The sequence below is a fragment of the Streptomyces tardus genome, assembly GCF_018101125.2.
Taxonomy (GTDB): Bacteria; Actinomycetota; Actinomycetes; order Streptomycetales; family Streptomycetaceae; genus Streptomyces; species Streptomyces tardus.
Window position 1 is genome coordinate 2,262,995 of sequence record NZ_JAELVF020000001.1, and the last position, 12,190, is coordinate 2,275,184.

The 12,190-nt window shown below is 72.1% G+C and carries 11 protein-coding genes; 5 read left to right on the forward strand and 6 right to left on the reverse strand.

What is annotated here, in order from left to right; genetic code table 11:
• Window positions 1-1,491: HTTM domain-containing protein (locus tag JGS22_RS09720; RefSeq protein ID WP_216814917.1), on the forward strand; the 1,491-nt coding region annotated here is incomplete at its 5' end.
• An 84-nt stretch (window positions 1,492-1,575) separates the two neighbouring features.
• Here the strand turns inward: JGS22_RS09720 and JGS22_RS09725 are convergent.
• Together JGS22_RS09725 and JGS22_RS09730 are read right to left on the reverse strand one after the other, a co-directional pair.
• The gene (locus tag JGS22_RS09725) at window positions 1,576-2,070 is read right to left on the reverse strand and encodes an NUDIX domain-containing protein (RefSeq protein WP_308405593.1); all 495 of its coding nucleotides are present in this window, start codon (window positions 2,068-2,070) and stop codon (window positions 1,576-1,578) included.
• 251 nt (window positions 2,071-2,321) lie between these two features.
• A complete protein-coding gene (locus JGS22_RS09730; RefSeq protein WP_211042078.1) occupies window positions 2,322-3,098 on the reverse strand; it encodes a M15 family metallopeptidase in 777 nt (258 codons plus the stop codon).
• A 194-nt stretch (window positions 3,099-3,292) separates the two neighbouring features.
• Here JGS22_RS09730 and JGS22_RS09735 point away from each other — a divergent pair, with 194 nt between their 5' ends.
• Both JGS22_RS09735 and JGS22_RS09740 read left to right on the forward strand, forming a co-directional pair.
• Window positions 3,293-4,060: a TrmH family RNA methyltransferase gene (locus JGS22_RS09735; RefSeq protein WP_372454220.1), complete on the forward strand. Its 768-nt coding sequence runs from the start codon at window positions 3,293-3,295 to the stop codon at window positions 4,058-4,060.
• A 403-nt stretch (window positions 4,061-4,463) separates the two neighbouring features.
• The gene (locus JGS22_RS09740) at window positions 4,464-5,150 is read left to right on the forward strand and encodes a flavodoxin family protein (protein ID WP_211042077.1); all 687 of its coding nucleotides are present in this window, start codon (window positions 4,464-4,466) and stop codon (window positions 5,148-5,150) included.
• Between the two features lie 232 nt (window positions 5,151-5,382).
• Here JGS22_RS09740 and JGS22_RS09745 read toward each other — a convergent pair whose 3' ends face one another.
• From JGS22_RS09745 to JGS22_RS09760, 4 genes are all read right to left on the reverse strand, one after another.
• Complete coding sequence (locus tag JGS22_RS09745) at window positions 5,383-5,655, reverse strand: DUF4190 domain-containing protein (RefSeq protein WP_211042076.1); 273 nt, start codon at window positions 5,653-5,655, stop codon at window positions 5,383-5,385.
• A 165-nt stretch (window positions 5,656-5,820) separates the two neighbouring features.
• Complete coding sequence (locus JGS22_RS09750; RefSeq protein WP_211042075.1) at window positions 5,821-6,225, reverse strand: hypothetical protein; 405 nt, start codon at window positions 6,223-6,225, stop codon at window positions 5,821-5,823.
• 267 nt (window positions 6,226-6,492) lie between these two features.
• Entirely contained in the window at window positions 6,493-7,692 is a 1,200-nt protein-coding gene (locus tag JGS22_RS09755; RefSeq protein WP_211042074.1) for a hypothetical protein, read from the reverse strand.
• 63 nt (window positions 7,693-7,755) lie between these two features.
• On the reverse strand, window positions 7,756-8,139 hold the full coding sequence (locus JGS22_RS09760) for a hypothetical protein (protein ID WP_211042073.1): 384 nt from the start codon (window positions 8,137-8,139) through the stop codon (window positions 7,756-7,758).
• Window positions 8,140-8,816: 677 nt separating this feature from the next.
• On the opposite strand from JGS22_RS09760, the gene mbhE reads away from it, so the two are divergent.
• The gene (gene mbhE, locus JGS22_RS09765; protein ID WP_211042072.1) at window positions 8,817-11,714 is read left to right on the forward strand and encodes a hydrogen gas-evolving membrane-bound hydrogenase subunit E; all 2,898 of its coding nucleotides are present in this window, start codon (window positions 8,817-8,819) and stop codon (window positions 11,712-11,714) included.
• A partial coding sequence (locus JGS22_RS09770) for a Na(+)/H(+) antiporter subunit C (protein ID WP_216814918.1) occupies window positions 11,711-12,190 on the forward strand: 480 nt, incomplete at its 3' end. The genes mbhE and JGS22_RS09770, both read left to right, overlap by 4 nt.

Here is a 12,190-nt window from a genome sequence, read left to right on the forward strand (position 1 = left end):
CGGCCCGCGCCGCAGCCTTCCACCGTGCGGCAGCTCGGTTCGCGATTCGACGCCGCCGTGGTGCGGTACTTCCTCACGGTCGTCTCGCACGCGCTGGGCCCCTACCAGACCGCGATCCTGCGGATCGGTGTCGCCGCCACCTGGCTCTTCTTCCTGCTCCGGGAGGTGCCGCACCGGCACGAGCTGTACGGGCCCGAATCGCCGTGGGCGTTCAGCCTCGCCGAGCAACTGATCGAGCGGAACAAGGCGTTCACCGTACTGCTGTGGTCGGACGGCACGGTCTGGTTCGAGCTGGTCTACTTCGGAGCGGTTGCCGCGAGCCTCGCGCTGATGCTGGGCTGGCGCACCCGCACCATGTCCGTGCTCTTCATGGTGGGCGTCTTCTCGCTCCAGAACCGCAGCGTCTTCATGGGCGACGGCGGCGACAACGTCATCCACCTGATGGCCTTCTACCTCATCTTCACCCGCTGTGCGCAGGTCTGGTCACTGGACGCACGACGGGCCCGGCGCACCGAGGCCGCGCTGCGGGCCGGCGCCGATCCGGACTCCCAGCTGGACCGGACCGGCGTGGTGCTGCTCGTCCTCACCGGCTTCGCGCTCGGCGTCCCCACGCTCCTCGGGCTGTTCACCCTGGTGTGGGGGCTCTTCTTCTGGGCGCTGTGGCTGATCCAGCTCGGCTGGTTCCTCCTGCAGTTCCACGGAACGGGAGAGCCGCGTTCCCTGGCCACCGCGGTCGCCAACCTCGCGCACAACGCGGCGCTGGTGGTCATCATGGCCGAGGTCTGCCTGATCTACGCGACCGCGGGCTGGTACAAGGTGCAGGGCTCGCGCTGGCAGGACGGCACCGCCACCTGGTATCCGCTGCACCTGGACTACTTCGCACCGTTCCCCGCGCTGGCCGACATCCTGGCGAGCAGCGGGCTGATCGTCATGGTCATCACCTACGGCACGGTGATGGTCCAGGTCGCCTTCCCCTTCACGCTCTTCAACCGCCGGATCAAGAACGTGCTGCTCGCACTGATGATCGTCGAGCATGTGTCGATCGCGGTGCTGCTCGGACTGCCGTTCTTCTCCATGGCGATGATCGCCGCCGACGCGGTCTTCCTGCCCACGGTCTTCCTGCTCTGGCTCGGCGCACGCGTCACCGGAGTGCGGGAGCGGGTGCTCGGGCGGCTGGGCAGAGGGCCGCACGGAAAGAAGTCCGCGCCGCGTGCGCCCTGGCCGATCCTGCCCTCGCCCGCCGGTCCGCCGGTCGGTGAGGCGACGTCCGGCGAGGCGGCGTACGGGGAGGGGCCCGCGGAGCCGGCGCACGCCTTGAAGGCGGCGTCGTACCGACCGGCCGCGGACAGGCCCGATCCGACGACGCCGGGCGCCGCGGCGGGTACGCCCCCGACGCGGGACACGGGGCCGGAGGGCCCGCCGCGGGATACACCGCCGGAGGGCCCGCGACCGGAGCCGCCGGGCCCGCAGGAGCCGGACGGGGGCCGCTGAGCAGCCCAACGGCGTTCGCCGCGGCCTGAGTCGGCGCCGAGCAGCCGGGCGCCGGCCCTGGCGCCCGGGTCGGCAACTCCGCGTTCAGCTCTCCGTGGTCGCTCTCTCCGGGGCGGTCGTGGCCTGGCCGTCCAGCACCCGGGCGATCAGGTCGCGGTGGGCGGGCTGGACGTTCTCGGGCAGCTCGTCCGGCAGGAACCAGCCGGCGTCGAGGATCTCGGTCGGGTCCAGTCGCGTCGTTCCGCCCACGAAGTGCGCCTCGTAGGCGACTTCGAGCCGCAGTCTGAAGCCGCTCCTCAGATAGATGAGTCCGCCAGGACGCACTTCGAGGGCCGTCTCCTCGCGCACCTCGCGCACCACCGTCTCGGCGAACTCCTCACCGCGGATCGCGTACCCCGACGGCAGGCCCCACTGCCGGTCCTCCGGCCACAACCGGTGGCGGAGCAGCAGAAATCGGCCCTCCTCGTCGTGGACCGCGCCGGTGACCCCGACCATGAACTTGGCGTTCGCCACCCACAGCACCCGCCACTGAATCGGCCCGCGCGTCGCGTGCCAGAGCCTTGCCAGCAGTCGCCTCACCGCAACCCACACCTCTCCTCGTCCGCCGCCCGTCCGGCACCCCGTGGTGCCCGCCCGGGCCCAGCCGTACCGGTCGTTCGCGTCACGGCGAACCCGCACGTACCGGCACGGAGTTGGGAGGAAGCGTACGGGCACGCGCACACGGGCGCGCCCGCCCGGGAGGTCCCGGACGGGCGCGTGGTGCTGCGTGTGGTGCGTGGTGGTGCGTGGGGCTCGCGGTGGTGCGTGGGGTGCGCGGTGCGAGCCCGGTCTCACATACCGCAGCTGGGCGCGGACCAGAAGCGGCCGGAGCCGCCCGCGAGGTGGGTGTGGTCGTCGTGGCCCGGGTAGCCGGGGCCGAGGATCTCGGTGAAGCCGTGGTCGCGGGCGGCCAGGGCGAGCGCGCAGAAGCCCTGCGAGCCGGCGCCGAGGTCGGCCGCGTGGCCGTACAGGTGGCGGCTGTTGGGGGCGCCGCCGACGTTGCTGTTGCAGGTGACGCTGCGGAAGCCGCCGTTGACGGTGATCGGCTTGTCGCCCATCGCGTGGCGCATGGCCTGCAGCTTCCACATGGTGACCAGGGCGTTCGCCTTGGCCGTCGCGGCTCCGACCTTGCCGCCGGACCAGTCGGAGTTGCAGTTGTTCAGCTCGGAGAAGTTGAAGTTGGCCGGGGAGCAGTCGGCCTTCTGCAGCTCGTAGATCTTGTTGAAGGTCTGCGGTCCGGCGACGCCGTCGGCGCCGAGTCCGTAGGCGGACTGGAAGCGCTGCACCGCGGCCTTGGTGGCGGGCCCGTACTGGCCGTCGATGGCGATGTCGCCGCCGTGGCCCGGGTAGCCGGCGACCCGGATCTGGAGCTGGCGGACGGCCTCGCCGGAGGAGCCCTCGTTGAGGGTGCCGCTCCAGGTGTAGCAGGCGTTGGCGGGCTTTACGTCCGAGGACGGCTTCGCGACGGGCGCGGGCGCGGCCATCGCGGGCACGGCCGCCGGGGTGGCGAGCAGCAGTCCGGCGCCGGCGAGGGCGGTGAGCAGGAATCTGGCGGAGCGTGAACGCATGGGGGGCTTCCTCTTCTGTCCGTGGAGCTTGATGGGGGACGAGCCGACCGGAGTTTCACGAGATTCGCGCCACCTCATCAGATTGTCAAGAACACGCCAATTAGGTGGAATGCTCATTGTCACTGCCATGCGGGTGGCGGGGTGCGCGGAAGCCTCTGCTCCGTTCGCAGCCAGCCGCTGCGTAGGGTGGCGCTGTGACGGTGAACGGCGAGGACACGGACGCGGTACGGCGCTGGCGGGCGGCCGCACCGGACTCCGTACTGCTGGACGGATTCCACGCAGTGAAGCACGCCCTGCGATTCGGCGCCCACGTACGGCAGTTGCTCACCTCCGACCGGGAGGCGATGCTCGGCCACGCCGCCGAACTCGCCCCCGACCTCAGCGCCGAACTCGCCGCGCGCGCCGAGTCGGTGGCCCCGGAGACGCTGCGCGGGCTCGTACCCAGGCTGCACCCCACCTCGACCGCCGCGCTGGCCGAGCGCCGCGACCCGGCGGCCAACAGGCAGGCTCTGTACGGGAGTTCGCGGGCCGCCCCGATCGTCGTGCTGGAGGACCCGCGTCATCTGGGCAACGTCGGCGCCGTGGTCCGGCTCGCGGCCGGGATCGGCGCGACCGGCGTACTGACCACCGGCACCACCGACCCCTGGCATCCGAGCGCGGTGCGCGGCGGCGCCGGACTCCACTACGCGACCGCCGTCGAGCGCCTGGCCCTGGACGCGCTGCCCGACGGCCCGCTCTACGTGCTCGACCCCGAGGGCGCCGAACTGCGCGACACCCACCTGCCCGACGACGCACTGCTCGCCTTCGGCACCGAACGCCACGGAGTCTCCGACCAACTGCGCGCCCGCGCCGACCACTTGCTCGCACTGCCGATGCGGCCACAGGTCTCCAGCTACAACCTGGCCACCAGCGTCGCCATGACGCTCTACCACTGGACCACGGGCACCCGCACGCCCCGCTGATCCGCCGGCCGCCGCGTCCGACCGCTTCTCCCTCCTGCCGTCCGCGCCCCGCGTCCGACCGCGTCCCGCTTGCGTCCGACCGCGTCCCGGTTGCGCGTCGGCGGGTGTGAACTCGCCTGCCGCAGCGGGGACTTCGTTCGACCGGGCTCAAGCGGACGCCGTACGCGCCGTCCCGCCCCCGGGCTTCACCCCTCGTCGTGCCGCCCTCGCCCACCGTAGCGACGCCGCCGAAACGCCCGCGAACCCGCTGTGAGCACGGGCGTTCCGATCGGAATACCACTCGGTCCCAGCACTAGCCTGGGTGATCTCCGAACCGATATGAAGCCTTGACATCGCCGACAGCGGCGACGGCGAAACCCCACCGCCGTCGTCCACTTCCCCCTCCCCGAGTCAGGAACAGCACATGAGCACACCGGCCTTCGAATCCCCAGCCACAACGCCGACCGAGTACCGCGCCACCGGCGAATGGAGCGAGGCCGCCCGGCGTTCGTACCTCTTCGTCCTCGGCAGCTCGCGCACCGGCGGCAACACCGAGGTGCTGGCCCGTGCCGCCGCCGACCAGCTCCCGCCGCAGATATCGCAGCGCTGGGTCGACCTCAAGCACGTCCGGCTGCCCGACTTCCGCGACGGGGTGCACCAGGGGCACCAGGGGTACGAAGAGGGCGTGTTCCCCGGCGGGGAGGCCGAACGGCAGCTGTACGAGGCGACGGTGTCGGCGACCGACATCGTGTTCGCCGCGCCGATGTACTGGTACGGCATGCCCGCCCAGCTGAAGCGCTACTTCGACTACTGGTCGGGCTGGCTCAACGCGCCGTCGCTGGAGTTCCAGCAGCGGATGGCGGGCCGCCGGCTCTGGAACATCGCCGCGAGGGCCGACCCCCGGGACGAGATGGCCGAGGGCCTGATCGCCCAACTCACCAACGCCGCCGCGTTCATGGGGATGAGCTACGGCGGTGCGCTTCTCGGCCGCGGGGTCGCCCGCCGCGACATCTACCGCGACCAGGCCGCCCTCGCCCGGGCCAAGACGTTCTTCCGGCAGGACGTGCCGCTCGCCCGCTTCACCTGCGACGTCCCCGTCGAGCAGCAGTAACGCCGCTCGACGCGCGGTCGGTTCGGCCCAACCGGCGCGCGTTCGCCCCGAGGAGGGGCGCGACCAACCCGTACCGGCGCGGGAGCCGCCCCGTACCGCCGTGGAGCCCGGCCGCCGGAGGGTGACCGGGCTCCACGGGTACGGGCTGCGCGGGAAGACCGAACCGGCTTCTCCCGTCCGGCGCTCCGTCAGCCGCCGTACGAGCCGCAGTACGCGGTCGTCCCGTACACGGTCAGCCGCCGTACATGCCCCGGAAGACCACCACGCCCAGGATCATGCCGATGATCAGGCCGGCGATCGAGACTCCGATCGCGGTGTTGGCCAGGCGCTCGTTCTTGTTCTTGGCGACCACGCCGCAGACGATGCCGGCGATGCCGAAGCCCGGCGGGCAGAAGAGGAACGCGACGCAGCCGAGCACGATGCCGACGATGCTGAGCGTGTTGGAGTCGTTCGGCCGGCCCTGGTACGGACCGTAGTTCTGGTACGGCGGCGGCTGGTGCGACATGTGATTCCCCCGAATGTTGTCCCCACAAATGCGAAATGCACTGTCCCGTTGTGTGCATCCGTTGTCAACAGTGCCCCGGAGTCCGGCTGTGCACACCAACGACCAGCACAGAAGCCACGGTTCGTGATGCCCTCGGGGAGGCCGGCACGCGGGCAGCGCCGCCGCTCAGCCCTGGGTGCAGACCTTGGTGAGCTCGGTCCCGGCGTCCTTGAGAGGGGAGAGATCGGGCTTGCGGTCCTCGCGCAGCGATGCGTGGACGTCCTTGGTCGCGTCGCCGACCCGCTCGGCCGCCCTGCGCATGTCGGCGTTGTCCGCGCGGTCCTTGATCTTCTCCACGTCCCGGTCGAGCTTCTCGGTGACCTCGGCGGAGTCCCGGTCCAGCGCCGAGCCGATGGCGGCGCGTTCGAGCCGGTCGATGCTGCGGGAGACGGAGAGGGCGAGCTTTCCGCAGTCGAGAGCGCGTTCCGTGGTGTCGTTGCAGCCGGTCAGCCCGGTCGTGAGAACCACCGCGCCCAGCAGCGCGGCAGCTCCCGCCGTCGTACGTCGTCGGCGTGTGCTGCTCGAATTCACGTTCAAGTCCCCCCGTACGGCGGCGAGTCGGCCATCCGCACCGCACGGCGTCGGCCCGGTCGGTGGGTAGGACGCAGAAACGGCGCCCGCGGATGCCCCGCTCACGCCGATGCCGTCACGCGCGACGGATCGGCGCCGCGCATCGGCGCCGCGCAGCCGCACACGGCGGGTGCGTGTGCGGCGCGGATCGGCCCACGACGGGGCCCTTACGCGGTGGGACAGCAGAGCCGCGTTCGGCCCGTATGGGCGTACCGGCCGTACGGGCGCTCAGACCGCCTGGTGGTCGTAGGAACTGCCCGGCCGGGGGAAGGACTTGACGTCCGCGAGCTTGGCCGCCGTCGCCGCCTGGCCGGACGCCTGTGCCGCCTGGATCGCGAGGTAGACCCCGGTGAGCCCGGTCGCCATCCGGTCGGCGAGCTGGACCATCTTCGCGATCTTCAGCGCGATGGACGCCGCCGCGGCGGCCGTGACCACCAGGCCCACGCCGGTGAAACCGGCCGCGGCACCGGCCGCCGCCTCCAGCGCGGCGATCAGCGCCAGGTCGAGGATGGTGGACATGCACGCCTTCACCATGTTCACGAAGGCGTTGATCTGGCGGCCGATCTCCTCGTAGCAGGTGCACAGGGCGTTGAACGTCTCCTGCGCCGAATCCAGCTTCTGCGCCGCGGTGCTGAAGTAGTCGTACGCCTGGGCGGCCGACTGGCCGGTCCAGCTGTTGCTGAGCAGGCTGTTGCCGAAGGCGATGTTCTCCGCGACGGCCTTGCAGAGGTCGCCGAGCTGCCGCCAGGTGGTGGCGCACTGCTCGAAGGAGTCCCAGTCGCCGGCTATCCAGTTGGCGACCATGTCGAACAGGTCGAAGTTGAAGGCCAGTTTGAGGCCCTCGTTGATCAGCACCGACGGGCTGGTGAAGTCGAGTACGACGCCGACCGCCTCGCCCAGCCCGCCCAGGGCGCCGTTGTCGTTGTCGAGGACGCCGTCGACGCGGTCGCCCGCCAGGCCGTCCCAGCGGTCCTTCCAGCCCGACTGGCCCGGGTCCGACTCCAGCGAGTCGGTCGGGTTGCTGCGGTCGGCGAAGCCCGCACCGGGCAGGTTGAGTCCGCCGAGACCGGCGAACGCCCCGCCGCCGACCGCGGCGCCGCCCGAGGGCGCGCCCCGCCCGCCGGGGTAGGTGGCGTCGACGTTCGCCGCCTGCTGCTCGTCGGTCTGCCGGTAGTACTGCGCCGATCTGATCAACTCGTCGCTGGAGCTGCCCAACACCTGCTCGAAGCCGTTGAACAGGGCCTTGGCATCGGTGGTGTTGGTGCTGTGGATCTCGACGACCTGGCTCCAGACGGTGCTCGCGGCACCGGAGGTCGACAGGTTCGCCTTCTTGTCGACGTGGGTGCCGCCCGCCACGAGGTCCTTCTCCGCCCTGGAGAGCATCTTCGCGTAGCCGTCCAGATCCTCGGGCTCAACCTTGAAGCTCACTGCCGTCGACCTCTTCTCCCCGTGCACCCCGTGCGGCCCGCGCGCTTGCGCGTTCCGGCCCCCTCAGGGGGCTCTTCGGAGCCTACTCAGCAGCGCGAAGGCAGTACGTGCGGGGGCCAGCCATCGGCCCGCCCGGTGAACGGGCTGTGTGCGGGCGGCAGTTGCGCACCCCGCTGCGCCCGGCGGCGGGCCCGGTGCGGTGGTCCCGGGTGCGAACCGGTCGCGGCAGAGCCGCAGAAGCTCGCGGGTGTGGAGGGCGGAGTGCAGCCGGAGCGCGGCCGACGAAAGCGCAGGGGCGGTCAGCAGCGCCGCGAGCGCGCCCTCGGCCGTCCCCTCCCAGAGCCCCAACGGCACCGAGCCGAACAACAGCGGCGCGGCGGTGCGCAACACGGCTCCGAGGGCGAAGGCCGGCCTGCGCCGCAGGGTGGCCGGACCTGGCGTCCGCACGCTCCTCGACCTCGTCGGACCGGCGGACGGTGCCGACCTCGGGGCCGTCGGGCACCCCTCCGCCCGGCGCGTCCCGGGTCCATCCGGCGGCACAGCGCCCGTCGCCGAGCGCGAGCACGGCGGGAATTGAACACTTCGCGTCGCGGGGGCGACCGGGGCCCGTGGTCCGTGGTCCGTGGCGCGTGGCGGAAATCACCGCGCGGTTCGCGGCGGGTCCGGCAGTGGGCCGCCCGGCCGTTCGTGACCTGCTGAAAGGCGCGCGTATCCGGCATTCGGCGCGGTGTGCGGGGGGCGTGGCGAGACGGATGTGGTCGATGGGGATATATCTGCCGCTCACGCGGGCAGGTAGGCGAGCAAGCCCGTCATGTTCCTTCGGCAGGTGGCACAGGCGGGGCGGGTGCGCCTCCCCCGGCTCGGCAGAGGGCCGTTCACCCGTCTGCCCGCCGACAGGCAGCCGCCACGTCCGCCACGTATACAGAGGAACTACGACAGAACGCCGCGCGCCGACGCGCTCACCGGACACACCGCCAGACCGCCGCCCCACGCACCGCCAGACCGCCGCCGAAACGCTCACCGACACCACCGGGAGACCGCAGCCCGGCACCGCCGCCGGAACCGCCCGAGGTCCGCCGCCGAGGTCCGCCCGCCTCGACCGCGCCGAGAGCAGCAGGAGTGACGTGCTCGTACTGATCGCTGCCCATGCCGTGCTGGCTGCCGCACTGCCTCTCCTGGAGCGTTGGTACGGCCGCGGGGTGTGGGCGGTGGCGGCGGCGGTACCGGCCGCGACGTTTCTGTGGGCGGTGGTGCACGCGCCCGCGGTCCTCGACGACCGGGTGGTGCAGGAGCAGCTGACCTGGGCGCCGGCGCTCGAACTCACCGTGGACCTGCGCCTGGACGCGCTCGCGCTGCTGATGGTCGGCATCGTCAGCGGCGTCGGCGCCCTCGTCATGGTCTACAGCGGGCGGTACACCTCGGAGGGCCACGGCCGGGAGTCCGCGCTGCTGGTCGCCTTCGCGGGCGCGATGGTCGGTCTCGTCACCGCCGACAACCTGCTGGTGCTGTACGTGTTCTGGGAGCTGACGACCATCGTCTCCTTCCTGCTGATCGCCGGCCGGGGCCGCACCACCGAGCACCGGAGGGCGGCGGAGCAGGCCCTGATCACCACTGCGGCCGGCGGCCTCGCGATGCTGCTCGGCTTCGTGCTCCTCGGCGAGACCGCGGGCACCTACCGCCTCTCCGAACTGCTCGCCGACCCTCCGGACGGCGGATACGTCACGATCGCCGTCGTCCTGGTCCTGCTGGGCGCGTTCACCAAGGCGGCCCAGATGCCGCTGCACGCCTGGCTCCCCGCGGCGATGGTGGCGCCCACCCCGGTCAGCGCGTTCCTGCACGCGGCGGCGATGGTCAAGGCCGGTGTCTACCTGGTCGCCCGGTTCGCACCCAGCTTCGCGGCGGTGCCGCCGTGGCAGGCGATGGTGCTGGTCGTCGGCTCCGTCTCGCTGATCGTCGGCGCCTGGCAGGCGCTGCGCGAGCACGATCTGAAGCGGGTGCTCGCGTACGGCACCATCAGCGAACTCGGCCTGCTCATCATCCTGTTGGGCCACGGCAGCCGTACGGCGGCGCTGGCCGGCGCGACCATCCTGCTGGCGCACGCCACCTTCAAATCGGCGCTCTTCCTGGTCACCGGCACCATCGAGAAGCTGACCGGCACCCGGGACATGCGCCGACTCAGCGGGCTCGGCCGAAGACAACCCTGGCTGGTGGCCGTCGCGGTGATCTCTGCCGCCTCGATGTCGGGGGTGCCGCCGCTGGTGGGCTTCGTCGGCCACGAGGCGGCGTTCGAGGCGTTCCTGCACCCGGGCGGCTTCGAAGGGGCGTACCACGGCTGGGTGCTGGCCGCGCTCTTCCTCGGCTCGGTGCTGACCGTGGCGTACAGCGTCCGCTACCTGTGGGGCGCCTTCGCCGACCGGCCGGGCGTGGAGCAGGTGCGCGCCGACGGGCGCGAGCCGTGGCTGCTGGGGCCGATCACGGTGCTCGCCGCCGGCAGCGTCACGCTCGGCGTCGGCTACCCGCTGACCGAGGCGCTGACCGAGCCGTACGCCGACACCCTGCGGTCCGGCGGCGAGACGTACCACCTCTCGCTGTGGCACGGATTCACCTTCGTGCCGGCGCTCTCGGTCGCCACGCTGGCGCTCGGTGTGCTGTTCTTCCGGATCAACCGCATGGTGCGCAGACAGCGGCTGCGGCTGCCGGACGTACCCACCGCCCAGGAGGTCTACTGGCGGGGGATGGACAGCCTGATGGCTGGCGCGGTGCGGCTGACCCGCCGTACCCAGGTCGGTTCGCTCCCGGTGTACCTGACCGTGCTGCTGGCCACCTTCGTGGTGCTGCCCGGTGGCGCGGTGCTGTGGGCCGCGACCCGCGGCGAGGTACCGCTGATCCGGCCGCCGCTGTGGGACACCACCATCGAACTCCCCCTGGGCGCCATCGTGTTGACGGGCGCGGCTGCGCTGGTCGGTGCCCGGCACCGGCTGACGGCGGTGCTGCTCGCCGGCGCGGTCGGATACGGCGTGGCGGGGCTCTTCCTGCTGCACGGCGCACCCGACCTGGCGCTGGCGCAGTTCCTCATCGAGACGCTGACGCTGATCGTCATCGTGCTGGTGCTGCGCGGGCTGCCGGCCGATCTGGGGCCGCGCCACACCTCGCCGCGCACGGTCGCGCTGCGGGCCGCGCTGGCCTGCACGGCCGGGGCGTTCGTCGGGCTGCTGGCGCTGGTGATCAGCAGCGCCCGAAACGATTCCTCACCGGTCGCCGAGGAGATGATCAGGCGCGTCAAGGAGACCGGCTCGCACAACGTCGTCAACGCGATCCTCGTCGACTTCCGCGCGGGGGACACCTTCGGCGAGATCTCCGTGCTGATGGTCGCCGCGATCGGCGCCGCGGCGCTCCTCGGCTACCACCGGCCGGCCCTGCGCGACGAGCCGGGCAGGCCCGCGGTGGCGCTGCCCGAGCACAAGCGCTCCCTGATGCTGGAGATCGTCGTACGGCTGCTCTTCCCCTGTGTGCTGATGCTCTCGGTGTACCTGCTGTTCTCCGGACACCTGCGGCCGGGCGGCGGGTTCGCGGGCGGTCTGGTGGCGGCGCTGGCGTTCGCGCTGCGCTATCTGATGGGCGGCCGGGACGACCGCTCCTTCGCCGGGCCGCTGGACGCCCGGGTGGTCGCCGGCAGCGGACTGGCCCTGGCGGGAGCCGCCGGCCTCGCCCCGCTGCTGTTCGGCGGCGCGCCGCTCTCCTCGGTGGTGGCGGACTGGCAGCTGCCGGTCTTCGGACACGTCAAGTTCGCCACCAGCCTCGCCTTCGACGTCGGCGTCTACCTGGTGGTCGCGGGCGTCGGAATGCTGCTGATCTCGGCGGCCGGCCCCGCGCAGGAACCGGGCGGCGGGCGCGGAGTGGGCGACCCCGGCGGCGACGCCGTCGAGCGCGACGGCCGCCGCTACAACCGGCACGAGGACGACCGTGCACCCAGGCTCTCCGTCGTACGACGGGGCCGTACCGGCGGGAGGTCGGGACGATGACCGTACTGGACCTGACCACCGCGCTCGTGGTCGGCGGACTCTTCGCCGCCGGCTTCTTCCTGCTGCTCCAACGCACCCTGATGCGGCTGCTGTTCGGCTTCCTGATCCTCGGCCACGCCACCAACCTGCTGCTTCTCGCCGCCGCCGGACCCGCCGGCGCACCGCCGATCACCGGCGAAGTGCGCGCCGGCAGCGAGGCCGACGCCGATCCGCTGCCGCAGGCCATGGCGTTGACCGCGATCGTCATCACCTTCGCGCTGACCATCTTCCTGCTCGCCCTGGTCCACCGCGCCTGGCAGCTGCACGGCCACGACGAGGTGCGCGACGACGCCGAGGACCGCCGTATCGCCGAGAACCAGGAACGGGAGCACACCGACGCCGACACCGCCGACCGCGAACAGCGACCCGCCGCCTCCTCGGACCCGACCTCGCGCTCGCTGTCGATGCGGGAGGAGCCCCGCAGCGAGGCCGAACAG

Excerpts from the sequence above, each read along its gene's own strand:
- JGS22_RS09745 (WP_211042076.1), bottom strand. The coding sequence starts at position 5,655 with ATGTCGCACCAGCCGCCGCCGTACCAGAACTACGGTCCGTACCAGGGC.
- JGS22_RS09740 (WP_211042077.1), top strand. The coding sequence starts at position 4,464 with ATGAGCACACCGGCCTTCGAATCCCCAGCCACAACGCCGACCGAGTAC.
- JGS22_RS09730 (WP_211042078.1), bottom strand. The coding sequence starts at position 3,098 with ATGCGTTCACGCTCCGCCAGATTCCTGCTCACCGCCCTCGCCGGCGCC.